Below are 23,828 nucleotides of genomic sequence, written 5' to 3'. Positions count from 1 at the left end.
AGACGATCCCACATAGGCTCGTCACGAAAGACGAAAGACGGGTTCAATCACGACTGACAAAGCCGTCGCCAATGGCCTTCACCGTTCACGCAGGCTGTCGTGTTCATAGCGTAGGAGCGGCGAGAGGAGATAGTTCATCAGAGTGCGAGACCCCGTCTTTACCTCGACGACCACCGCCATGCCGGGTGTCAGTTCGACGAGGTTCTCGTCGATTCTCATCTGTGTCCGGTCGAGGGAAATCCGCGCCGTATAGACTAAATCCGGGCCCTTCGGCACGCTGCCGATCATCTCCTCAGAGGATGGTTTTTCTCGCTGCATTGAATCATGTGAAACTGTGAGCACCTTTCCCTCCAGGAGGCCGTACCGAGTGAAATTGAAGGTCTCTACCTTGATTGCAGCCACCTGGCCCGGTCTGATGAAACCGACGTCTGCGTTCGACACCTCAGCTTCGATTTCGAGGTGGCTGTCGGCGGGCACCAGGACAAGCAGCGGCTGTGCTGGCGTGACGACTCCCCCGATGGTGTGGACGGCGAGTTGCTGCACGTAACCGTCTATCGGAGCGGTCAGAATCTGTAGCTTGGTTCGCTCCTCCGCCTTGATGAGATCGTTGCGGATGCCTGCCGCCTTTCGCTCCGCCTCAGCGAGTTCTTCGAGAAGCGTGCGGCGATAGTCGGCATCAGCCTCTCGACGGCTCTCGGTAATCGCGGCGAGTGCGGGGTCGGCTTCATTATATCGGCTCCCGTTGATAGAGAGGTCCTGCTGCTGCTCGATCACCTGCTGCAGCGTTTCCAAATATGTCAGTCTCGAACCGAGCCCCCGGTCGACGAGCGCCTTATAGATCTCCGCGCGCTGCTGGACTACCGGAATGGTCGCGTTCAGTTTTTTGATTGATGCAGCAATGGTCTCGCGTTCGGCTCGCTTCTGCTCCTGCTGACGATCAAGGGATGCAAGCTTTGCCTGATGCTCTTCCACCTGCTTGACCAGGAACTGGCGTTGCATCGACACGAGATCGGGCGACGCCCCGGCTGGGGGATTGAAGTCACCGAGCGGGTCGGCGCTCGTGCTGAGGGCAGCGCGCAGCCGCGCAATCTCGAGTTGGAGCGCATTCAGATCACTGAGCAAATGATCTCGATCCGCCGCATTGATCGTCGGATCGAGTTCGATCAGCACGTCGCCTTTCTTGACCGCTTGGCCATCCTGAACATCGATGGCCCGCACGACTCCGGTTTCGAAAGGCTGGATGACCTTGGTCCGTCCGCCTGCGACGATTTTACCAGGAGCGGACGCAATGATATCGACCTTGGTTAGCGAAGCCCAGGCCAGTGCTGCGCAGAAGACGAGTCCAATCACGATCGCAATGGCACGGCCCAAGGGAGAGGGCGGGGTTTCGACGATCTCCAGCGCCGCCGGCAGAAACGCCAATTCGTATCGGCTTCGCTGAGCCGGCCCAGCCGGCAACGGAACGACGTTGCTACCGGACTTCATGGATTCCCGCCTGTAGCCGATGCAGCGACGCATAGCAGCCGCCGCTGTTGATCAGATCGTCGTGCGTTCCGTCCTCGACCAATCGTCCGCGCTCGATGGAGAGAATGCGGTGTGCCCGGCGCACCGTGGACAGCCTGTGCGCGATGATGAATACCGTGCGACCCTTGGCGATCTCGTTCATGTTCTCTTGGATGGTGCGCTCGCTGTCGTAATCGAGCGCGCTGGTCGCCTCGTCGAAGATCAGAATGCGCGGATTCGTGACCAAGGCGCGCGCGATCGCGATACGCTGGCGCTGGCCGCCGGATAGATTGGTGCCGCGTTCACCGAGGATGGTGTCATATCCCTCCGGCAACTCCAGGATGAACTCGTGCGCTCCCGCCATGGCGGCAGCCGCCAAGACCCGATCCATTCCCATGGCCGGATCGGCGAGCGCGATGTTGTCGCGGATCGTGCGGTTGAACAGCACGTTTTCCTGGAGCACCACGCCGATCTGGCGCCTGAGCCAAGTCGTATCCACCATCGTCAGGTCGACGCCATCAACCAGCACCCTGCCGCTCTCCGGCACATAGAGGCGCTGGATAAGTTTGGTGAGGGTGCTCTTGCCGGAGCCGGAGGGGCCGACGATGCCGACGATCTGGCCGGGCGGCACCGAAAAATGAATACCCTGCAAAACCTCCGGCCCATCGAGGCGATACCGGAAGCTGACATGCTCGAACGTCACTTCGCCGCGCATGGCCGGCAGCGCCGCCCGCCCGGGATTGAACGTCGGCTCGGGGGGGGTATTGAGGATGTCGCCCAGGCGGGCCACTGAAAGCCGCGCCTGGTGGAAGTCCTGCCAGATCTGTGCCAACCGCAGTACCGGCGCACTCACTCGTCCGGCCAGCATATTGAACGCGACAAGCTCGCCGACGGTCAGCTGGCCGGAGATGACCATTTGCGCCCCGAAATAAAGCACGGCGGCTGTCACCAGCTTATTGACCATCTGAACGGTCTGGCTTGCAGTGTTGCCGAGGCTCAGGACCCGGAAGCTCGCCGCCACATATCCGGCGAGCTGTTCCTCCCAACGCCTCTGCATCTGCGGCTCGATGGCTAGGGCCTTGAGGGTCTCGACACCGGTCACGCTTTCGACGAGGAAGGCCTGGTTCTCGGCTCCCCGCGCGAACTTTTCGTCGAGCCGCCGCCGAAACAGCGGCGTCGCTCCTGCGGAAATCACGATGTAGAACGGAAACGAACCTAGGACGATGCCAGTCAGTTCCAGCGAGTAGATGAACATCACCGCTATGAAGACCAGTGTGAAGAACAGGTCGATCACGAGCGTCAGGGCCGAGCTGGTGAGAAAATTTCGAATATTTTCGAGCTCACGCACGCGAGCAACCGAGTCACCGACCCTGCGCGCTTGGAAGTATGCAATCGGCAAGGCCATCAAATGCCGGAACAGCCGGGCCCCAAGTTCCACATCGATGCGGTTGGTCGTGTGCGCGAAGAGATAGGTGCGTAGGATACCGAGGACTGTCTCAAAGATCGCGATTGCGACCAGGCCGATGACCAGCACATCCAGAGTGCTCAAGCTCTGATGCACGAGCACCTTGTCGATCACGACCTGAAAGAAGAGGGGCGACACCAGCGCGAAAGCCTGCAGGAAGAAGGAGGCGACCAACACTTCGCCGAGCAGGTGGCGATACTTGTAGATGGCGCCGATGAACCAGGTGACGTCGAACCGCCGGGCCAAATCGGTCAGACCGGCACGTCGCGTCATCAGTACCAATTGCCCGTCCCAGACTCCCTCGAGTTCGATGCGGGTCATCAGCTTGGGGACCGGAGACAGTGGAAGCTGGACGATCGCTTTGTCGTCGCTGACCTTTCCGACCAGCAAGAAACCGCCCTCGCTCAGCGAGACAATGGCGGGCAACGGCGTGCGCGCAAGGCGATCCCAGTTCGTCCGCCGCGCTCGCACCTTAAGGCCCAGTTCCCTGGCACAACGGAGCATCTCCGTGATGCCGATCGATGACGTCGCGAAGCGGTGGCGAATCTGCTCCGGATCAGCCGGCACGCCGTGAAAGCGCAGCAGCATCACTAATGCGGCGAGCCCAGGATCACGGGAGCCTGTGTCTTCGGCCTGCCTTACCATTTCCATGGGAGTTGCATCCGAGCTAGGCCGATTCACGCGTGCTGTGGCTGAGTGAGCAATGCGGCGACTTGGATTGTCGGATCGCTGATCAGAGTACCTCCATGCCCATCGCTCGCTTCCGTAAAGCTTGCAGCCATATACTGGCCCAGTAGCGCAATCTGGGCGATATGGCTCCCGTCGCTGACGGCAAGGGTACCGCCCGTGTTGTTCGCATTCGCCACATATCCGAGGCTAGTGGTGTCTCCAAACGTTATGTCGGAAAGGTCGAGGAAGTTTCCTGGAGCAAGACCGCTGACCGTTCCTGTGTAATCCTGTGAGTCATCCAGCCGAAGGGTCCCGGTGGAGCCGGCGACGAACGTCACGTCTTCGTTCGATGCCGCGCCGTATTCGAGCTGCGACCCACCCAGGATAGTCGCGGTACCAGAGTCGTTGACAGCACCTGTGATGACGATGTTGCCACCGTCCGCCCGTAGTGTTCCTGTATTCTGGAATGGACCCGACAGGCTGAGCGTGCCGCTCTCGATGTCGACCGTGCCGCTGTTGTTGAACGCCGCCGTGATCGTCGAGGTCGCGGCCGAGCCGCTCTTGATGAATGTGCCTTGGTTGTTCACAGCGGCCGTGCTGCCATCGTCGTCGATGCCGAAGTTGTTGGTGTAAAGGTACAGGCCGCTGTCGGTCGTCTGGTCGTCGAACGTCGCCCCGCCGGCGACCGTCAGAGTTCCAGAGCCTGTGTCGCTTATCCCGGTTTGCGGATTGTAGCCATTCAGACCGAGCTGGACGTAGCTTCCCGTCGCCGTACTGGTGCCGCCGAGCCGCAGCGTGCGGCCGCCGTCCAATGCAATACCGAGGTCGGTGAACTCCGCACCGCCATTCGCAAGCGTCGTGCCTGTCCCACTCTGCGTCCCGCCAGAGAACGACGAAGTGCCGGTGGCGGTCAAAGTACCGCTGCCGTCAAGGAAGCCGCCGGTCTGGCTGAACGTGGCAGTCGTTGCCGTGCCATTGAAAGTTACGCTTCCGGAGATGACCGACAGGAATTGGGCGCTCACCGTGCCGTTAGCCGTTGTGGTGCCGCCGCTGAAGGTGGCATTTCCGGTGATGCTCGATGCCGCGTCGAGCGTGTGGGTGCCGTTGCTGAAGCGAAGGGTGCCAGCGCCGGTGTCACCCGGATCGAGCCTCGCCTGCGGCACGTGGCTGAGGTTCGGCGCGTCCGGGAACTTCTGCGTTTCGAGCGTGAAGCCGGCGAACTGGCAGTAGGCCCGGCCACCCTTCCCGACGACGGCCTCGCTCAAATAGCCGCCGGTGTAGAAATGCACGCCCGGCTCGGTCGTGTGTAATTCGAAGCCACGCCCGGAAGCGACGTCCCGCGCCCGCAGCACCGGCCGCAGGCGCCCCGGCTCCCCGCGTAGGCACCAATTGTGATCGTAGCCGCCGATGCCGCCCGCCAGGCGGCCGGCGCCTGCATTGGCAATCTTGCCAATGCAGGCGCCGATCGCGCGCGGCTCGCGGAAATCGAACGGCGTGCCGGCAACCTTGAGCACTTCCCCCGTTATGACAAGCTCGTCATCGACCGGCGTGTAGAAATCGGCCAGGATTTGCAGCTCCTGGTCGAGCACCGTTCCCGAGCCCTGCCCCGCCAGGTTGAGATAGCTGTGGTGGACGACGTTGCAGAGCGTCGGTCGGTCGGCCGTGGCGCGCATTTCGATGCGCACGCAATTGTCGTCGGTCAGCGTATAGGCCGATATCAGCCTGAGCGTGCCGGGAAAGCCCTCGTCGCCGTCAGGCGAGACGAGGCCAAACGAGACGCTGTTTGCGGCCCGGTCGAAATCGGCGCTCCAGACCCGCTTGTCGAATCCCCTGCTGCCGCCATGGAGGTGATTGGCGCCCTCGTTCGTCGACACCTGGTAGCCGATGCCATCGAGCACGAAGCGGCCATGGCGTATGCGATTGCCGAAGCGGCCGACCGTCGCGCCGAAATAGGTGAGCGTCTCCCGATACTCCGCCGCGCTGTCGAAGCCGAGGATCACGTCGGCGATCTCGCCCGCGGGCGAAGGCATGTTCATCTGGACGGCGGCCGCCCCCAAATCGGTCAGGACCAGCGACGCGCCGCGGGAATTCCTCAGCTCAAACAGGCTGACCTCCTGGCGGTCCAAACTTGCCCAACGCCTTTTCTCGACCACCATGCAGCCGCTCTCCTCTCTCGCTGTTGGCTTCGTTATTATACATTGTACCTTGACTAGGCAACACAATTATACAATCCATAACGCAACGCGGTTTCTTTTTGGAAAGGGAGGCGATATGTTCTACAATGTTGAACGACCCCCTTCATTTTCCGAGGAACTTTCGATGGCCGATTTTTCAAGACCGGAATCGCCGGAACCGCGCATACAGTCGCTTGCCCGGGCGGATGCCATCCTGTCCGCTGTCATGGCGCGCGCGGAACCGATCAGCCTCGGCGCGCTCAGCGATTCCGTCGGCCTCAACAAGACCACGATCTTCAACCTGGCCGAAAGCCTCGTCGTCCTCGGCTTCCTCGAACGGACCACGCAGCCGAAGGGTTATCGGCTAGGACTTCGCTGTCTCGAGCTCGGGCGCCATGTCGCCAAGACGCTGCCGCTCCTGGAGGTCAGCCGCCCCTCGATCAGGGAACTGTGCCAGAAGACGGGCGAGACCGTGAACCTCGCGGTCCCTTATCTGCACGAGGCGATCATCATCGAGGCGTTGCAGAGCCACCATGCGGTGCGGGCCACGGCCTATGCCGGCTCACGTTCCAACTATCATTCCAGCGCCTGCGGCAAGGCAATCCTGGCCTATCTGCCGGCGGAACAGCGGCAATGGCTCTACGCGACAGCCGGCTTGAGCCGGATGACCGAGCATACGATCTGCGACATCGACACGCTCGAGGCGGAACTCGCAACGGTGCGCGAGAAGCGCTTCGCGGTCGACAACCAGGAAAACGAGATCGGCGCCTACTGCCTCGCCATGCCGATCTTCGGGCCCTTCCATGAGATCGCCGGCTCGATCAGCGTGAGCGGGGTCATCCAGCGCATGACGCCGCAACTCATCGACGAGGTCGTGGCGCTGCTTCAGCAGCACACCAACGCCATTTCGCAATCGCTTCGCCCCGGGTCGCCCCCGGGCGGAGTCTGACACAAGGAAACCAAGATTCGCATGGCCCAGCCCCCTTTTTCGCTGCACGGAAAGATCGCGTTGATAACCGGGGCCGCGGCCGGCATCGGCCGGGCCACTGTGGCCGCCTTTTCGAAGGCGGGGGCGAAGGTGATCGCGACCGATCGCGATCCGTCCGGCCTTGAAAGACTGCCCGCCGGATCGGACGGCTTGCGGACGGCGGTGCTGGATGTGACCGATCCGGACGCGATCGCCGGGGTCGTGGCGCAGGCGGGCCCGATCGATATCCTCTTCAACTGCGCGGGCATCGTGCCGTCAGGGGCCGTCCTCGACACGACGCGCCAGGAATGGCAGCGCGCCTTCGACATCAACGTCACGTCCATTTTCGACATGTCGCGCGCCGTCCTACCTGGAATGATCGAGCGTGGCGGCGGCAACATCATCAATGTCGCCTCGGTGGTTTCGACGATCAAGACGGCGCCTAACCGCGCCGCCTACGCCGCCACCAAGGCAGCCGTCGTCGCGCTGACGAAATCGGTCGCGCTCGACTATGTCGGCAAGGGCATACGCTGCAATGCGATCTGCCCGGGCACGGTCGATACGCCTTCGCTGGAAGCGCGCATCGCGGCGACCGGCGAGGCGGAGGCGGCGAGGTGTGCCTTCGTTGCCCGCCAGCCCATGGGCCGGCTTGGCAGCGCCGAGGAAATCGCAGCCGCCGCCCTCTATCTCGCCTCCCCGGAGAGCGCATTCGTAACCGGACACGCGATGGTTATCGACGGCGGCTTCTCGCTCTGAAGGAAATCCACCACGAAACTGTTGAGATTCGGCACGGCGGGCGCCGAGTGTCGGGGGCTTGTCGATCGATCCGGAAAGATCCGCGACCTTTCCGGCCATGTCGGCGATATCGCCGGGCGAACCCTCACTGGAGCGCATCAAATGCGGCACGACGACGGCCGCCCTACTGTTCGGTGGCGGCCCCGACATCATGCACACCGGGGCACCAGAGCCCGCGCTGGCGCATCTCACTGCTATTGCCGACATGGGCGTGCGCGAAATACTCGCGGTTGGCCCGAACCGGCCGACATCGGCCCATGCGTACCGGACCTACACACGAAGCAGTCACGCCGAAACCATAGTCTTGCCAGCGGATCGCTGTTTCGCTTCCGGTGTTTTCGGCAAGCGAACTGGACAATTAATCAGTATACAACTTGTCGTACAAAACGCGGGATCTTGCGCGCGAAAAGAACGCCCTCCTTGTCCAGGACGGGCACCGCGAAGGCTCGATCACCGCCAATGCCGACAGGCTTGACCTGTTCGACGACCACTCCCTGTTGGCTCACTGCATCGAATTGACGGATGGAGACATTGCGGCGCTGAAACGCACCGGCGCGAAGGTCGCGCACAACCCGAGCGCATTGATGTCGGTGTACGGTCGTTGCCCCGCAACCGAGCTGATGGAAAGCGGCATTGTCGTGTCGCTTGGCACCGATGCAGCCGCGCCGGACCGCTCGTTCGACATGTTCCGCAACATGTTCCAGGCGCACCGCTATCACGCCCCGGCGTTTCAGGGACGACAGTGTCCTTCCTCCGGCAAAGTTGCTCGAGATGGCGACCATGGGTGGCGCACGAGCGCTGTCGATGGAAAGCGAGATCGGATCGCTGGAGCCGGGCAAGCGTGCCGACATCATTCTGGTCAACATGCGCCAACCGCACCTCTGGCCACCTGTGCAGCCGTCGCAGAGGCGCGCTTCGCGAACGGCGCGGACGTCGATACGACGATCGTCGACGGGTGCATCCTGATGCGCGGACGAAAGCTCGTCGACCATGACGAAGGTGCAATCCTGGATCGCGCCGGAAGGGCGTTCGGCCTGATGATGGAGCGCGCCGGCCTGGCATAGACGCGCATCGTGAGACAAAGATGAAAGGCTGCACAATGAGCGAAGACCTCCTCATCCGCAAGTCCGGCCGATGGGCGGCGCTGCGACGGATCTCTACATCCGCGACTGCCGCTTCGCGGAACCAGGCAACCCCGACACCACCGTTCGCGAGATCGACGGTCGTGGACAGATCGCCCTCCCCGGGGCTGGTCGAAGCGCACACGCATCTCGACAAGACGCTCGTTGGCATGGACTGGTTTGAAAACCGCGTCGGCCCCACGCGCAACGACAGGATCCTGGCCGATCGGAAGGCCAAGCGGGAACTGGGCATCGACGCGCTAAGGCAGTCAGCCAGACAGGTCCTGCAAACGCTGGCGTTCGGCGTCACGCATATTCGCAGCCATGTTGATGCGGATACCGAAATCGGCATCGCCAACGTCGAAGGCGTGATCGGAACGCGGGAAGCGTTCCGCTAACTGGTCGATATCCAGATCGTCGCCTTCCCGCAAAGTGGGATGCTGGGGCGCGAAGGCACGCTGGCGCGGATGGAAGACGCGACAAAAGCGGGAGCCGATATCGTGGGCGGTATCGATCCTGCAACGATCGAGCGGGATCCTGCGCGCCATCTGGACGCGATCTTCGCGCTCGCGAACAAATACGCTAAGCCGGTCGATATTCATCTGCACGAGCCTGGCGAGTTGGGCGCGTTTTGCGTGGAACTCATTCTGGAGCGGACCCGTGCGCTCTCCCTGCAAGGCCGCGTTATGGTGAGCCATGCCTATTGCCTTGGCATGCTGGAAGCGCAACGGCAGCGCTCATTGATCGATGCTCTGGCTGCTGCGGGCATCGCGGTCATGACCGTCGGCGGCCCTTCCGCACCGGCGGTTCCGCTTCGTTTGATGCGCCAATCGGGCCTGGTCGTGGTGTCCGGGGCCGATGGCATCCAAGGCACCTGGGAGCCCTGGGGCAGCGGCGACATGCTGGAACGAGCCAAATACCTGGCGCAGCGCAACGGCATGACCAACGATGCCGATCTTGAAGAGACCGCGCACATCTGCACCTTCGTCGGCGCCAAGGGGCTCGGCCTGACGCACGATGAACTCACACCCGGTTGCCAGGGTGACCTAGTGCTGATCGATACACGAACCTTGGCAGAAGCGGTTGCCATTACCCCCCAAAACCGCACGTTCATCTGTCGCGGTCGTGTGGTGGCGAGCGAAGGTATCCTGGCCTCGCCAATTGGGCGGTGACGATCAATGGATCGCCTGACCGACATCCGACTCACTCTGTTCTAGCTGGCTGAAGACCGCACACAGAAAGCGGCGCCCCCCGGTGATGCCGTCCCATTGCTTTCGGCGGCGATTGACCAATATTAGAGGCTTGATCGCCGGATCGACAATCCGTTTGGCGCAGGATTCCACCCTAAGCTCGTAACAGGCTGTAGATCTACCAGCCGACCCGCTTTCCGTCGAAAGTAAGGAACGAACCGCTTTCAACGATGGATGCGCGGTCGATTACATGGCGAAGCCCCTGGGCGCTTTTCGCCGCTGGCAAGACGGCTTTAGGGCCGCCCATGTCGGTTTTCACCCAGCCCGGATGAAGGGCCAGCACCACTATTTCGTCCACCTGCAGGTCGCGCGTAAGCTGCACGGTTGCCATGTTGAGCGCTGCCTTCGAGCAGCGATAGGCATAATCGTCATCGTCATCGTCGAGCAGCCCCTCGGTCATCGATCCGGCCCGGCTGCTGATATTGGCGACAACGGGCCTGGCCGCCAGCCGAAGGTTCGGAAGCAGGGCCTTGGCCATGAGGATAGGCGCCAGCGTGTTGGCGCCAATGACGTCGAGAAATGCCTTCGCTTCCAGGGCATCCAGTCCGGGCGCTGGACTGCGGACGGCGGCGTTGTTGACAAGCACGCTGATGGGGCGGCCGGCCAGCCGCTCGGCAAGGACATGGATCGACGCCGGATCGGCCACGTCCAGCGGCTGGAATTCCACGCCGGTCTCGAAACCGTCCGCCGGCAAGGCGCGGCCGCAGGCGATGACGTGCCAGCCGGTCCGAGCATATTGGCGGGCGAGCTCGCGGCCTAGTCCCCGTCCGGCGCCGGTGATCAGGACCGTACCTGGCTGCCCACGCTCAGCGGCCAAGTCCAGCTCTCCGCGCCGGCGCAAGGCGTTCCTGCCTGGCGATCGCGGCATAGATCTCGCCGGAATATTTCACGCGCCGTGCCTGCGTTTCGTAATCGACATGGGTGATGCCGAAGGGCGTGGTGTAGCCATAAGCCCATTCGAAATTGTCCATCAGCGTCCAGGCGAAATAACCCTTGACCGGCACGCCCTCGGCCGCGGCCTTTGCCACCTGCTCAAGATGGTCGACATAGTAGGCGGCGCGCAGATCGTCCCAGACACGGCCGTCGGCGCCAACCCGTTCGGGGCGCGTGGCGACGCCGTTCTCGGAAATGTAGATCCCCTTCGGGGCGTAACGGTCGTTCACGTAGCGCAGAATGTCGTACATCGAGCGCGGCCAGATTTCGTAGCCCACCGCAGAATAGAGCCCTTCCGGCTGCACGCGGCGATAGTTGAGCGGCGCCAGTTCCGTGCCTGCCGCGATCACCGAACGGCGGTAGATGTTGACCCCGACATAGTCCACCGGCGCGGCGATCAGTCTGTTGTCGTCGGCGTGGATCTCCGGCAGCAGGTCGCCGTAGAGGTCGAGCATGTCCTGTGGGTAGGCACCCTTGAAAACGGCGTCCAGGAACCAGCGGTTCTGCGCGCCGTCGAAACGCTGCGCCGCAGCGACGTCGCGCGGGTCGTCACTCGCCGGCTCAGCGACGTTGAGGTCGAAGACGATGCCCACGGAAGCGTCTGGCACTTCGGCGCGGATGGCCGGCACCGCCTTGCCGTGGCCAAGCAGCGCATGATGGCTTGCGGCGACGCCGCCTCTCGCGCCGTCGCGCAGGCCCGGCGCATCCTCGCCCGAGGCATGGCCCGACCAGCAGAAGGTCCAGGGCTCGTTGAGCGTCGTCCATTTCTTGACGCGGTCGCCGAAGTTGCGCGCGGCAAGGGCGGCATATTCGGCCAGTGCGTCGGAAGTGTCGCGGCTGTACCAGCCGCCCCGCTCCTGCAGCGCCTGCGGCAGATCCCAATGGTAGAGCGTGAGATAGGGTTCGATGCCGGTTTCGAGCAGGCCGTCGATCAGCCGGTCGTAATGGGCGATGCCCTTGGCGTTGGGCGCGCCTCGTCCCTCAGGAAGAAACCGGGTCCAGGCGAGTGAAAAGCGGTAGGCTCCGAGCCCCAGCGTCTTGAGCACGGCGATGTCGTCGCCCCAGCGCTGATAGCTGTCACAGGCGACGTCGCCGCTGGACCCGTCGATGATCACGCCCGGCACCTTGCAGAACCGATCCCAGATGCTCTCGCCCTTGCCATCGGCGGCCGGTGCGCCCTCGATCTGATAGGATGCTGTAGCCGCGCCGAAGACAAAGCCTTTCGGCATGATGAGGGAGGCGGCTCGCGCTTCGAGTTCTCGGCGCGCTTCATCGATGCTTGATGTCATATTTTCTCTCGACGGTGCTGACCAGGCTGGCCGCCGCCAGCGTCAGCAGGATGTAGAAGATGGCGGCGGAATTGTAAGGAGCGAACGGCAGGAAGCTTGCCGACTGGAATTCCCGCATGCGTTGGGTGATGTCGCGGATCGACAGGATCGACAGCAGCGAGGTGTCCTTCAGGATGGCGATCAGCTCGTTGCCGAGCGGCGGGATGATGATGCGGAAGGCCTGGGGCAGGATCACCAGCCGCGCCGTCTGCCAGCCGTTGAGGCCGAGGCTGCGCGCCGCCTCGAGTTGGCCGCGCGGGATAGCATTGATGCCGGAGCGGAAGATCTCGGCCAGATAGGCAGAATAGGCAAGCGCCATGGCGGCGATGCCGCGCGCAAGGTTCGGCGGGTCGAAGACGCCCTGCGTGGCGTCCTTCAGCGCGCCCGCCAGGGGCAGGCCGACATAGAGCACGATGACCAGCATCGGAATGCCGCGAATGGTGTCGACGATGAACTCCGAACCGATCGAGAGCGGATGCCGGCGATGGATGTGGCCGCCGAAAGTCAGCAGGCCGAGCACGATGGCAAGCACCGCCAACGTGATGCCGGATGCCTTGTCGCGGTCGCTCAGCGTGCTGGTTTGCCATAGCACCGGCAGGTCGGCCGGCACAGAGGCGGAACGCAGCAGCGCTGCGCTGACGTCTGCCTTCTTGGCGAGTGCATCGAGCGCCTCCGCCGCGCCCTTGAAGGTGCGCAGCGGGACCTCGTTTTCAGGGCCATAGGGAAACTGGCCGAAGCGCACGGCACCGATCATACCGGAAGGCGTGCCCGATATCACGGCGACCTTGCCCTGCAGGGTGCCGGCCAGCGTATAGGCCTGGCGTGGCTGCATCAGGAACCATGCGGCTGCGCAGGCCAGCAAGGCGGTGATGACGATGAAAGAGAGATCGGCTCGCTTGCTGTAATCGAGCTTGAGCAGGCCGACCCAGACCAGGCCTAGCAACGCCGCCAGAATATAGGCCGCGACCGCGGCGCGGATAGTGGTGGCGACGCCGGACGCGAAGGCCATCGGCGCCAGGAATAGGATGAAGACCAGCCCGGCGCCGTTGACCAGGCCGAGGATAAGGCGCCCAGCGCGGCGCTTGGCGCCGCCATTGTCTTGCCGACCGCCGGCCAAAAACAGGGCGAGCGCGACGATGGTCACGGCGAGGTAGACCCACAAAAGCGTCGAGACATGGCTGTGCACCATCGCCTCGGCCCCGCCGGTCAACTGGCGAGGCGTCATGCCCTGGACGATCAGCTTGGAGGTGAAGGGATCGACGGCGTTGGCAACGACCGACGACGCATAGGGGTGGACGAGGCCGGTCGTCGCCGCGGACAGCGCGGCCACGAAATCGATCGCCGCAGATAACAGTGCAAGGCGCGGTTTCAGCACCTTGGAACGGCTGAAGACCACAGCGCCTACGCCGGCGGCGAAGGCGACGGCCAGCAAGGCGAAACCGGGCACGAACGCGGAGGAACCGTGCTCGACGCCCAGGATGGCGCGCAGCGAGCGCTGATAGTCGGCCGACGAGGCAAAGAGGTAGACGATGAACGGCAGCGCGGCTGCAATGATGAGATTGCTTGGCCGAAGGCGCATCAGGAGCTGCATCGGTGACCGTCCTCCAACAAAAGGCCCCGGCGCGGCGGGGCCTTGGACCACGATTACTTCACGCCCCAGTACTTGCTGATCAGCGCGTCCAGCGTGCCATCCTTCTTGATGGCCTCGATGCCTTCGTTGAAGGCGGCGACGTTTTCGTCACCCTTGCGGAAGACGAGGCCGAGCGGATCCGACTGGAGATTGCGGATCGGCACCACTAGCTCGCCCGCGAACTCCTTCTCGTAGGCGGCCGCATTGGCACCGTTGATGACGACGCCGTCGACATCCTTGTTCTTGAGCGCAATGACGGAGGCGCTGAAGCTATCATAGGCGACGACATTGTCCTTGCCGACTATGCCTTCGGCGACTTGGGCGTCGGTGGTGTTGGCTTGGGCCGAGAGCTTCTTGCCCTTCGACTTGAAGTCGTCGACGTTCAAGCCTTCATCCGCGACGCGCATCAGCACGGCTTGGCTGTTGACGATGTAGGGCTCGGAGAAATCCATGGCCTTCTTGCGCTCGTCGGTGATTGAGACGCCGGAGGCGACGAAGTCGAAATTGCCTTGGTCGAGCGCCGCGAAGATGCCGTCCCAGCCGGTGGTGACGAATTCGGCCTTGCAGTTGATCTTCGCGCAGACCGCGTTGACGACATCGACGTCGAAGCCGACGATCTGCCCGGTCGCGGTGTCGACGCTTTCCATCGGCGGCGAGGTGGTATCGGAACCCACCTTCAGCAGCTTGCCGCCAAGATCGGCCGCATGCGCGGTGCCGGACGCCAGCAAAGCCAGCGCCACGCCAAAAAGGATTTTCTTCATTCTGCTTCCTCCATTTTTCAAGGATTGGGGCAACCGAGGCGGCCGCCGAGATTGTCGGCCTGCCGCGCGATCAATTGCGGGCGGAAGACCTGGGTAAGTTGCGTGGCATTCTCGCCGGCCATTAGCCGCAGCAAGAACTCGCCCAGCCGGCGGCCGAGCACTTCGATGGGCTGATAGAGCGTCGTGACGGGTGGGCTGAAATAGGCGCTGACATTGATGTCGTCATAGGCGATGACGTCGACGTCCTCGCCGACCCGCAGGCCAAGCGCGTCAAGCGCCGACAGGGCGCCGAGCGTGGTGGATTCGTTGACACAGACCAACGCCGTCGGCGGCTGCGGCAGGGCGCGCAATGCAAGGGTGCTTTCGCACCCGAAGCGGGTGGAAAGGTCGCCGTCGGCAACCAGATCGAGCGACGGTTCGAGCCCTGCCTCGCGAAAGGCCCCAACAAAGCCGTCGATCCTGTCGAGCGCGTAGGAAAAGCGTCGGTCGGCGTTGATCAGGGCGATGCGGCGGTGGCCGCCGGCGATCAGTCGGGCAGTGGCGGCGTGGGAAGCCCATTCGTTGTCGACGTCGACATGGGCGTAGACGAGCGGCTTGCGGCAGCGACCGAGCGAGACAAAGGGGAAGTCCGCGCCCGTCAGCATGGCAATGCGTGCGTCATCTGCCAGGACGCCGGAGAAGATCAGCCCGTCAGCTAGCTTCTGATCGGCGACGCGGCGGGCAATCGCGCAAGCGTCGTCGAAGGAGCGATAACCGTAAACCGAGAGCTGGTAGTCACTGCCGTCAAGCGCCTGACTGATGCCGCTCAGGATCTGGGTGTATTCGACGCCATCCCATTCGTAGCCGGATGCCGAGGTGAGCGGCATCAGCACCGCCGCCTGGCAGGTCTTGCCGGTGCGCAGCGCCATGCCGCGCGCATTGGCCTGATAGCCGAGTTCCTTCGCCGCGGCGAGAATGGCCTCGCGGGTCTGCTCGGTGACCACGGGCGAGCCGCGCAGCGCCTTCGAGATCGTGCCGATGGAATAGCCGGTATGCGCCGCCAGCGTCTTGATGGTCGGCGAAAGCTGGCTTGCATGCTTCCTGCCCTCTGTCACTCGCCTTTCCTCTCTCCTTACGAAGGCATTACCGGCAAATAAAAACGATTTCAAGAAAAATAAAAACGTTTTTATTACGAAAAAAGGCAGCCTTGGAAGCCGTGCGGCCTGCGCTACTCGCTACTGCGCGCCGGACAGCACGGCTTCGAAGGTGTCCTCCAGGACCGACAGAAGATGGTCGGCGTTGTTCCGCGTGAAGATCATCGGCGGGCGCATCTTGAGCACATTGTCGAACGGCCCTTCCGTGCCCATCAGCACACCGCGCGCCCGGGCGCCGTCGCAAATCTTTTTGGCCAATGCGGTTGCCGGTTCCTTGGTGCGGCGGTCGGCGACCAGCTCGATGCCGAGGAACAGCCCCATGCCGCGCACGTCGCCGATCGCCTCGTGGCGTGCCTGCATGTCGCGGAAACGCTGGATCAGATAGTTGCCGATTTCGAACGCATTGCGACGAAGGTCGCCCTGCTCGATCACGTCGAGCACCGCCAGCCCCGCGGCACAGGACACCGGATTGCCGCCGAACGTGTTGAAATACTCCATGCCATTGTTGAACGAGGCCGCGACCTCGCGTGTCGTCATCAGCGCCGCCATAGGATGGGCGTTGCCGATCGGCTTGCCCATCGTGACGATATCGGGCACGACCCCTTGTGTCTCGAACGCCCACCAGTGGCTGCCGACGCGGCCGAAGCCCACCTGCACCTCGTCGGCCACGCACAGGCCGCCGGCCTCGCGCACCATGGCATAGACCTCGCCGAGGTAGCCTTCCGGCAGGAACACCTGTCCGGCGACGCTGGGGATCGACTCGGCCATGAACAGTGCCGGGGCGCGGCCCCCTCGGCGCATGGCGTCGATCTGTTCGGCAACGCTTGCGGCGAAGCGCCTCGCATGCTCCTCGACCGGCCAATCCGCGGGCGCGCGATAGCTGTCGGGGATGACCGCCTCGAAGACGTGCGGCTTGCGCCCCTTGCCGCCCTTGCGCTTGTATTTGTAGGGGCTGAGGTCGATCAGTTCCTGGGTCGTGCCGTGATAGGCCCAGTCGAGCACGATGGCTTCCTCGCGACCGGTGTGGGTGCGCGCCATGCGCAGCATCAGGCTGTTGGCCTCGCTGCCCGAGCAGGCGAAGGAGGCGACGCAGAGTTCCGGCGGCAGCGTCGCCGTCAAGCGCTCGGCATAGGCCACGATGTTGTCGTGCAGGTAGCGTGTGTTGGTGTTGAGCTTGGCGGCCTGCCGGGCGATGGCCTCCACGACATGCGGATGCGCGTGGCCGAGATGGCAGACATTGTTGAAGCAGTCGAGATAGGCGCGGCCGCGATCATCGATCAGCCAGACGCCGTCGCCACGAACGAACTTGATCGGCTCCGAATAGGAGATCGACAGGTTGGGCAGCATCGTCGCTTTGCGGGCAGCGACGATCTCGGCCGGGCTGCGGCCGGACTGCGTGAAAATCTCTGGCGGAATGCCGGCCAGCGCCGCCGCGTCGGGGAACAGTTCGCGCCAGACGTCCAGGTAGCCCGCCTCGCCGACACCCAGTATCGCGCGTGCCGAAAGGCTAATATCGGCCGAAATCTGCAGATGCAGATGCGGCGCCCAGCCGCCGTTTTCCGCATGCCTACCCATTGCGCCGACAAGCGCGCCGGCGGCAAGCTTCTGGCCGGGCTTCAGCCGCGCGACGACCTCGTGGGCAAGATGCCCCCAAAGCGTAACGAAGGGCGGGCAGTCCTCGGGCTCGTGCAGCAACGCCACGAGGCCGCCATAGCCGAGCGGTTCCTCCTCGACCTCGACGCTCCGGACCGTCGCGGCGAGCGGCGAATGGACCTTGGTGCCCGCCGGCATGAAAAGGTCGAGGCCGAGATGGCGGTCACGTCGTCCGCCGTCGATGAAGCGCGACTTGAACATGTCGCCGGAGTAGACGGTGCGCGCCTCGCCCCATGGCCCGATGCCGAGCGCGACGCCGGTTTTGCCCGCATGGGCGTCCCACCAGGCGGACGCTTTCTCGGGGTCGGCGGCGGCCGAGGCCACAGTCATCGGATTTGCGGCATCGCCATAGGGCACCAGCGCCTTGGCCAGCGTGGCGGGGTGCGGTTGCACGATCGGCGCCATGCTTTTGGCATTGCCATCGATCCAGGCCGCGATGTCGGTTGCGCCGGCCACCGCATCAAAACCGCAGGCATGGCGCAGGACCGCCGTGGCAAAGCGCGGGTTCATCGCATCGAGGCGGCGCAGCATGCGCCAGGCCGGCGCCTCGCTGATCGCCAGATATGGGTTGTCGCCGACGCGGCTGCGGCGCGCCGCCGAAAGCGTCACGCTGATGACCAACCGCGCCATGATGAGGTCGAACAAAAGGTCGAGCTCTTCCTCGCGCACCGGATAGCGGGCGTGGAAGCCGGCGGTCAGTTCGGCCGCAGCGCCGATCGGATCCTCCTGATCGAGAATCGCATAGGCGCAGGCCACCGCCACTTCGGCGATTAGCACCGTGTGCAGGGCGTCGCCGAAATCGATCATGCCGGCAACGTTGCCGGGGTGGTCCGGGTCGACGAGGACGTTCCAGTCATTGGCGTCGTTGTGGATCACCTGGGCCCGCAGCGTCGACAGCCGGGGCGCTACCTCGGCGTCGAAGCGGTCGAGGAAACGCTCGATCAAGGCCCGGTCGCCGGCATCGGCGACATGGGCGGAGCGCGCGCGGGCCTCCCCGGCGCGACGGATGTCCCAGTCCAGTTGGCGCAGCGCGCCCGGGTGTATGAAGCCCTGCAAGGCACGATCCATGCGGCCCAGCATCTGGCCGAGCGAATTGAGCACCGCGGGCGTGCGCTTGCTTTCGGCAAGGGGCCGGCCCGGAAGCCACGACACCATGCGCAGCGAATGACGGTCGCCCGAAGCCGCGAGGACCGTCGCCAGCGCCGTGCCCGATGCTGTCTTGCGCAGGCGCGGCAGCGAAAGCTCCGGCGCGACAGCCGCCAGATGGTCGAGCAAAGCGACCTGGAAAGCGCTTTCCAGGTCAGGTTCGCTGGCGTTGATGATCTTGAAGGTCCAGGTACCAGCGCCCGAAGCCAGCCTGAAATTCTGGTCGCGCTCGCTGTCCAGTAGGCTGAACTCGCCTTCCAGGCCGAAATGCTCCCTGGCCAGAAGGGCGGCCTGGCCGAGCGGGAAAGCGGGTGCGGGGTGGTGAAGATCGGTCATCGGGTCCGCCGGTTGTCGGAAAATGGGCTGGTCGAGAAAATCGGTGGATAGTTTTGCATGAGCGTGCAAATCAGACACCCGGCGAAGCGCCGGCCTGGCCGGCAGTCTGACGTGATCGGCCGGCATATTGTCGGCGTGCCATGGAGCCCGCGGTGAAGCAGCCGGATGTAAAAGACCAGGAGATCCTCGCCATCCTGTCGAAGGAGGCGCGGATTCCGCTGAAGGCGCTGGCCGCCCGGGTCGGCCTTTCGCGCAGCGCCGCCAGCGAGCGGGTGGCCCAACTGGAGCGTACTGGCGTGATCCGCGGCTACCGGGCCGATATTGGCCAGATGGACCGGGATGTTATCCGGGCCTTCCTGCTGGTGACGCTGGCACGCACGCCATCGATGAGCATTCTCGACAAGCTCGCCGGTTACGCCGAGGTCCGACGCGTCTCCTCGATCAGCGGCCAGCTCGACCTCGTCGTCGAGGTCGAGGTGCCGTCGATCGACCGGCTGAACAATCTGCGCGACAATATCGCCGGCGGCCCGGCGGTGCAGGACCTGACGACGCTGATTGTGCTGCGCCGGGATATCGACAGGGAGCAATGAGTGGGCGCTCAGATTATACTCCTCGGTTTCCTATATTGCCCGTCATCATGGCAGTTCTTTGCGCAAGACCCCAACGACCGCAGGCGGCTCAATGATCGGACTCGCTGATCTGACTGGCGAGGTCGGTTCGGCGTGGCCTATGCTCGGTTGTCCTTGGCATCCAATTGGGCTTTGACCTTCTGGCGCCGTACCCTTGCCGGCCCGAACGCTGCGCCGAACCGACCGGCGGCGCGGGTATCCGGAGTGTCGTCGCGCCGCCGGTCTAACGCCGATATCGAGGAGGCATCGCATTTTGGGAACACAGAGCCTTCGACGTGGGCGTATTACGTGAGATCGTCAGAAAACATGACGCTGCAAATGTTTTCCTATGCATTCATCAGGTCAGAGCCCTCGACCCGTTGGCACTCATCGTGTCGAAAATCCTCTGGCCGGCGACGCCGAAGCAATGCGCAAGGCCATCCTACTCCACCGCCCCAATTCCCTCCCATCGCCGTACCATGCCAGCGTCTATGTCAAAGAGATCGAGGACACGGCCGACCGTATGGCTGACCATGTCGTCGAGGCTCTGCGGCCTGGCATAGAAGGCCGGAACCGGCGGGTAGATGATGCCGCCCATCTCCGTCACCTGCGCCATGTTGCGGATATGTCCGAGATGAAGCGGTGTCTCGCGCAGCATCAGCACAAGCCGGCGACGCTCCTTCAAGACGACGTCGGCGGCACGGGATAGAAGATTGTCCGTCGTTCCCGTCGCGATCTCGGCAAGCGTCTTCACCGAGCAAGGAGCGACGATCATGCCGAGCGTCTTGTAGGAACCCGACGAGCAGACGGCGCCGATATCCTTGTTGGAATGCGTGACCGTCGCCAGCGCCTCAAGGTCCTGCTTGGTAAACTCCGCTTCGCTCGCGAGCGTGATACAGGCGGCCCGCGACACGATCAGGTGCGTCTCGATCTGCAGGTCGCGGAGCACTTCGAGCAGGCGTTTTCCGTAGACCACGCCGGAAGCGCCCGAAATGCCGACGATTATGCGTCTTGGGCGATCCGTCATCGCCTATCCCGCGGTTTTGAGGAGCAGGGCGGCGCGGGCCGCCGCCGCGTCGCTGATGCGGGCACGGACACCGTGGAAGTTCGGGCCGCGAGTCGCATCGAGGCCCATGCGGGAGGTCGTGCCGATGCCGCTCGCCGACGGGTCGAGCGCATTGCCGGGCAGACCTTCGACGATGACGACATCCTTGTGCGGCTGGAAATGCGTGGCGAGCGCCCAGAGCACCTCGCTGTCGCGGGTGATATCGACATCCTCATCCACGACGACGACGGTCTTGAGGTATTGGTCCCAGCCGAGCAGGCCGAGCATGACCTGCCGCGCTTCGCCCTCGCGCAGTTGCTTCATCGCGATATAAGCGTGGAAATGCGTGCCCGACGACGGGTAATGCACGGCGGTGATCGAGGGAAAGCGCGCCTTCAGCTTCTCCACCACCTCCGCCTCGCGCGGCACGCGGCCAAGGTTGAGGTGCTCGGCGGAATTGCCGCCGGCGACGCTGACGAGGATGGCGTCGCGCCGGCGCATCACGGTTTCGACCTTGAAGAGGTTATTGGTCGAGCGATCCGAGGAATAACCGGTGAACTCGCCGAACGGCCCCTCCTCCACATGGGCTTCGGGATCCAGGACGCCCTCCAGCACGATCTCGGCATGGGCGGGAATGCGGATGCCATATTTTGGCGTTCGCACAACCTGCAAATGCTCGCCCATCAACCCGCCGGCGACGTCGCGTTCGTCTTCGCCGAAGGCAAGGCGTGCCGAGGCGGCAAGCATGAAGAGCGGATGGCCGCCGATTACCATGGCGACCGGCATGGGCATGCCCCTCTCCTTCGCCATGTTCATCAAACGCCAGAGATGACCGCGCGAGTGCAACGATGTCGCCAGCGAATTCTTCGAATGGATCATCGCGCGGTGATAGCTGAGATTGCCGGCGCCGGTTTCCGGATGCTCGCCGATGATGATGCCGCTGGTGATGTATTTCGCGCGATCGGTATCAAAATGCTTCAGCATCGGCAGCATGTGGAGATCGACGGCATCGCCGCGGATGATCTGTTCGCTGATCGGGCCGGTTTCCAAAAGCTCCGGCTTCAGGGGTCGGTTGGCGCGGGCCTGGTAAGCTTCGTGCAGGCGGTCGGCAGTCGAGCCCAGAAGGCTCGCGATGCGATCCCGCGAGGCAAAGATGTTGCAGACCACCTCGCTATCGATGCCGTTGACATTTGTAAGGTGCAGCATTGGATGCCGCCCCTTGTCAGCGAGATTCCAAATCAGCGCTGTCGCGTCCTGATCGTCCGAAACCGGCCGGTCGATGGTGATGACGTCCTCCGGGTGTTCGGCCCGGTAGTCGGCCAGGAATCGGCGGACGTCTTGCCTATGGTGCTGGGTCATATCCGGGCCTTGGTGCTGCGCGTGGGCGATGGCGCCCCGCGGGGCGCCATCGTAGCAAATCAGGCGAGTTCCAGATGTTTGCCGCTGGCGCGGTCGACGCCGGCGTAGGAATCCTTCAGGCGAGCCTGGGCGTCTTTCAGGTCGCGCGGCGGAGGCGAAGGATCGATGCCGACGAGCTTAGCGATGTTGTTGCCGAGATAGCCCTCGAGATTGTCCTCGGACAGGTTGATACCGTGCGGCGGATCCTTGCACAGCACTTCCAACTCGCGCAGCCACATCCCCGGATCGTTTGGCGGGCTGTCGGTGCCGAAGACGATCTTGTTCTTGGGCAGTTGCTGGGCGAACTCGACGATCCGCGACTGGAAGCACCAGCCGGATTCGCAATAGACGTTGGGCGTGTCCATCGCCATCCAGAATGACTCGAACGAGTAATTGCCGCCCGTCTGGATGCCGAAATGACCGATGATGAAGTTGACCATCGGGAATTCGCGGATGATCGGGTAGAACATCGTCGGGATCGTGTACGGACCGTCGCCGGTGTGGATCAGCACGACGACGCCGAGCTCGGCGCACTTCTTCATCGCCGGACGCAGCCAGTCGAGCGCGCGGTCGGGACGATAGCCATGCATGTTCGCGTGCAGTTTCAACATCTTGAAGCCGTATTCCTTGACGTGGAATTCCAGCTCCGCCGCGCCGTTTTCGGGGCCCCAGCGCGGATTGTAGTTGAAGTTGCCGATGAAGCGATCCGGGTACTTCTGGCAGAGCTCGGCGCAATAGGCCATATAGTCGCGAATGCCGTCGCGACCCTTGCGGTTGCCGTCGCGGTAACCGGTGTTGCCCGGCGGTGGCTGGATAAAGCCCATGTCGATCCGGCGCGGCTTACCATTGATCATGTAGGGGCCGTCCATAAGCTTGAGCATGCGCTCGCCCGTGAACGGCGTGCCGGTGTGACGCCAGGCCTCGTCGACGAGGTTGGTCGGGTGAAGATGGGTATCGATAATCATTGTTCGCTCCGTTCAAAATTAAGCCGCGAGCGCGACGCCGTGCTTGCGCAGGTAAGCTTCGGCTTCCGCAACGGTGGCCGGCGGCTTGGTCGGATCGAGGCCGATCATGCGGGCGGTGTTGTTGCCGAGGTAGTCCTCCAGCGTATCCTCATCGAGATTGAGGCCCTGGGGTGGCTCGTGGCAAAGCACTTCGAGAAGGTTGATCCACATGCCTGGCTCGTTCGGTGGTGTGTCGGAGCCGAAGAGGATCTTGTGCTTGGGCAGAACCTTGGCGAATTCGACGATACGCGACTGGAGGCACCAACCGGATTCGACGTAGACACTCGGCGTGTCGAGCGCCATCTGCATCGGCTCGAACACATAGACGCCGCCGGTCTGCACGCCGAAATGCGCCAGGATGAAGTTCACTTCCGGGAACTCGCGGATGATCGGGTAGAACTCGGTCGGGATCGAGTACGGACCGTCGCCGGTGTGTACCTTTACCATCAGGCCGAGCTCGGCGCATTTCTTCAAGGCCGGGCGCAGCCAGTCGAGCGCGCGGTCGGGGCGGTAGGCGTGCATGTTCGCCTGCAGCTGCACCATCTTGAAATCGAATTCCTTGGCATAGCGTTCGATCTCTTCGGCGCCGTTCTGCGTGCCATAGCGCGGGTTGTAGACGAAACAGCCGAGGAAACGGTCGGGATGCTCCGTCACCATCTTTTCCGTATAGGCCATGTACTGGCGGATGGCGGCTTTGCCTTCCAGGTCCATGACCTCGTGGGTGTAAATGGTGTTGCCTTGCGGCGGTTGGATGAAGGCCTTGTCGATGCGGCGCGGCTTGCCGTTCACATAATACGGGCCGTCCATCATCTTCAAAAGCTTGTCGCCGGTGAAGGGTGGTCCATCGTGGCGCCAAGCCAGGTCCGCCAGGTCGGTGGGGTAGCAGCTTAGGTCAATTATCATTCTTGT

Annotated in this window: 19 protein-coding genes and 2 pseudogenes; 8 read left to right on the top strand and 13 right to left on the bottom strand. The window is 63.3% G+C overall.

Features of this window, described 5'->3' with window-relative positions; all coding sequences use genetic code 11:
- Positions 1-78: 78 nt before the first annotated feature.
- The 3 genes from FJ960_RS09200 to FJ960_RS09190 are packed head-to-tail and all read right to left on the bottom strand — an operon-like array spanning position 79 to position 5,793.
- The gene (locus FJ960_RS09200) at positions 79-1,485 is read right to left on the bottom strand and encodes an HlyD family type I secretion periplasmic adaptor subunit (protein WP_140713361.1); all 1,407 of its coding nucleotides are present in this window, start codon (positions 1,483-1,485) and stop codon (positions 79-81) included.
- On the bottom strand, positions 1,472-3,619 hold the full coding sequence (locus FJ960_RS09195) for a type I secretion system permease/ATPase (RefSeq protein ID WP_140713359.1): 2,148 nt from the start codon (positions 3,617-3,619) through the stop codon (positions 1,472-1,474). The genes FJ960_RS09200 and FJ960_RS09195 overlap by 14 nt, the downstream gene beginning before the upstream one ends.
- 26 nt (positions 3,620-3,645) lie before the next feature.
- Positions 3,646-5,793, bottom strand: a complete 2,148-nt coding sequence (locus FJ960_RS09190; protein ID WP_140713357.1) for an aldose epimerase family protein — start codon at positions 5,791-5,793, stop codon at positions 3,646-3,648.
- Between the two features lie 163 nt (positions 5,794-5,956).
- Between FJ960_RS09190 and FJ960_RS09185 the strand changes: the two genes are divergently transcribed.
- From FJ960_RS09185 to FJ960_RS29780, 7 genes and pseudogenes are all read left to right on the top strand, one after another.
- Positions 5,957-6,760, top strand: coding sequence for an IclR family transcriptional regulator (locus FJ960_RS09185; protein WP_181174191.1), 804 nt, complete (start codon positions 5,957-5,959; stop codon positions 6,758-6,760).
- A gap of 21 nt (positions 6,761-6,781) precedes the next feature.
- Positions 6,782-7,534, top strand: a complete 753-nt coding sequence (locus FJ960_RS09180; protein ID WP_140713353.1) for an SDR family oxidoreductase — start codon at positions 6,782-6,784, stop codon at positions 7,532-7,534.
- Positions 7,535-7,552: 18 nt separating this feature from the next.
- A pseudogene (locus tag FJ960_RS29795) lies at positions 7,553-7,660 on the top strand (2-hydroxyhepta-2,4-diene-1,7-dioate isomerase); the annotation flags it as partial.
- 287 nt (positions 7,661-7,947) lie between these two features.
- Positions 7,948-8,226 (top strand): annotated as a pseudogene (locus tag FJ960_RS30145) (amidohydrolase family protein); the annotation flags it as partial.
- A 1-nt stretch (position 8,227) separates the two neighbouring features.
- Positions 8,228-8,539 (top strand): amidohydrolase family protein, encoded by a 312-nt coding sequence (locus FJ960_RS30140; protein WP_281406146.1) that lies wholly within the window; start codon positions 8,228-8,230, stop codon positions 8,537-8,539.
- 133 nt (positions 8,540-8,672) lie between these two features.
- Entirely contained in the window at positions 8,673-9,092 is a 420-nt protein-coding gene (locus FJ960_RS29785) for a hypothetical protein (RefSeq protein ID WP_246672675.1), read from the top strand.
- A 39-nt stretch (positions 9,093-9,131) separates the two neighbouring features.
- A complete protein-coding gene (locus FJ960_RS29780) occupies positions 9,132-9,866 on the top strand; it encodes an amidohydrolase family protein (RefSeq protein ID WP_246672673.1) in 735 nt (244 codons plus the stop codon).
- A 196-nt stretch (positions 9,867-10,062) separates the two neighbouring features.
- Here the strand turns inward: FJ960_RS29780 and FJ960_RS09165 are convergent, their stop codons facing one another.
- The 6 genes from FJ960_RS09165 to FJ960_RS09140 all read right to left on the bottom strand — a co-directional run bounded on the left by FJ960_RS09165 (position 10,063) and on the right by FJ960_RS09140 (position 18,864).
- Positions 10,063-10,761: an SDR family oxidoreductase gene (locus FJ960_RS09165; RefSeq protein WP_246672671.1), complete on the bottom strand. Its 699-nt coding sequence runs from the start codon at positions 10,759-10,761 to the stop codon at positions 10,063-10,065.
- Positions 10,751-12,166, bottom strand: coding sequence for a GH1 family beta-glucosidase (locus tag FJ960_RS09160; protein ID WP_140713350.1), 1,416 nt, complete (start codon positions 12,164-12,166; stop codon positions 10,751-10,753). Before FJ960_RS09160 ends, FJ960_RS09165 begins: the two co-directional genes overlap by 11 nt.
- Positions 12,147-13,796, bottom strand: coding sequence for an amino acid ABC transporter permease (locus FJ960_RS09155; RefSeq protein WP_140713348.1), 1,650 nt, complete (start codon positions 13,794-13,796; stop codon positions 12,147-12,149). Before FJ960_RS09155 ends, FJ960_RS09160 begins: the two co-directional genes overlap by 20 nt.
- Before the next feature lie 53 nt (positions 13,797-13,849).
- Complete coding sequence (locus tag FJ960_RS09150) at positions 13,850-14,596, bottom strand: transporter substrate-binding domain-containing protein (protein ID WP_140713347.1); 747 nt, start codon at positions 14,594-14,596, stop codon at positions 13,850-13,852.
- Between the two features lie 17 nt (positions 14,597-14,613).
- Positions 14,614-15,690 carry a LacI family DNA-binding transcriptional regulator gene (locus tag FJ960_RS09145; RefSeq protein ID WP_140713345.1) on the bottom strand — a complete coding sequence of 359 codons (1,077 nt, stop codon included), beginning with the start codon at positions 15,688-15,690 and terminating at the stop codon, positions 14,614-14,616.
- Between the two features lie 120 nt (positions 15,691-15,810).
- Positions 15,811-18,864, bottom strand: coding sequence for an aminotransferase class III-fold pyridoxal phosphate-dependent enzyme (locus FJ960_RS09140; protein WP_140713343.1), 3,054 nt, complete (start codon positions 18,862-18,864; stop codon positions 15,811-15,813).
- 152 nt (positions 18,865-19,016) lie between these two features.
- Here FJ960_RS09140 and FJ960_RS09135 point away from each other — a divergent pair, with 152 nt between their 5' ends.
- On the top strand, positions 19,017-19,454 hold the full coding sequence (locus FJ960_RS09135; RefSeq protein ID WP_140713341.1) for an Lrp/AsnC family transcriptional regulator: 438 nt from the start codon (positions 19,017-19,019) through the stop codon (positions 19,452-19,454).
- 460 nt (positions 19,455-19,914) lie between these two features.
- Here the strand turns inward: FJ960_RS09135 and FJ960_RS09130 are convergent, their stop codons facing one another.
- The 4 genes from FJ960_RS09130 to FJ960_RS09115 are packed head-to-tail and all read right to left on the bottom strand — an operon-like array spanning position 19,915 to position 23,822.
- The gene (locus tag FJ960_RS09130; RefSeq protein ID WP_140713339.1) at positions 19,915-20,499 is read right to left on the bottom strand and encodes a UbiX family flavin prenyltransferase; all 585 of its coding nucleotides are present in this window, start codon (positions 20,497-20,499) and stop codon (positions 19,915-19,917) included.
- A 3-nt stretch (positions 20,500-20,502) separates the two neighbouring features.
- Entirely contained in the window at positions 20,503-21,876 is a 1,374-nt protein-coding gene (locus FJ960_RS09125; protein WP_140713337.1) for a UbiD family decarboxylase, read from the bottom strand.
- Positions 21,877-21,935: 59 nt separating this feature from the next.
- On the bottom strand, positions 21,936-22,880 hold the full coding sequence (locus FJ960_RS09120; protein WP_140713335.1) for an amidohydrolase family protein: 945 nt from the start codon (positions 22,878-22,880) through the stop codon (positions 21,936-21,938).
- A gap of 18 nt (positions 22,881-22,898) precedes the next feature.
- Positions 22,899-23,822 carry an amidohydrolase family protein gene (locus FJ960_RS09115; RefSeq protein ID WP_140713333.1) on the bottom strand — a complete coding sequence of 308 codons (924 nt, stop codon included), beginning with the start codon at positions 23,820-23,822 and terminating at the stop codon, positions 22,899-22,901.
- Between the last annotated feature and the right edge of the window lie 6 nt (positions 23,823-23,828).

It is taken from the genome of Mesorhizobium sp. B2-3-11, from assembly GCF_006442215.1.
Lineage (GTDB): Bacteria > Pseudomonadota > Alphaproteobacteria > Rhizobiales > Rhizobiaceae > Mesorhizobium > Mesorhizobium salmacidum.
The sequence above is the reverse complement of the archived record's forward strand: the minus strand, read 5'-3'. Positions and strand labels throughout refer to the sequence as shown.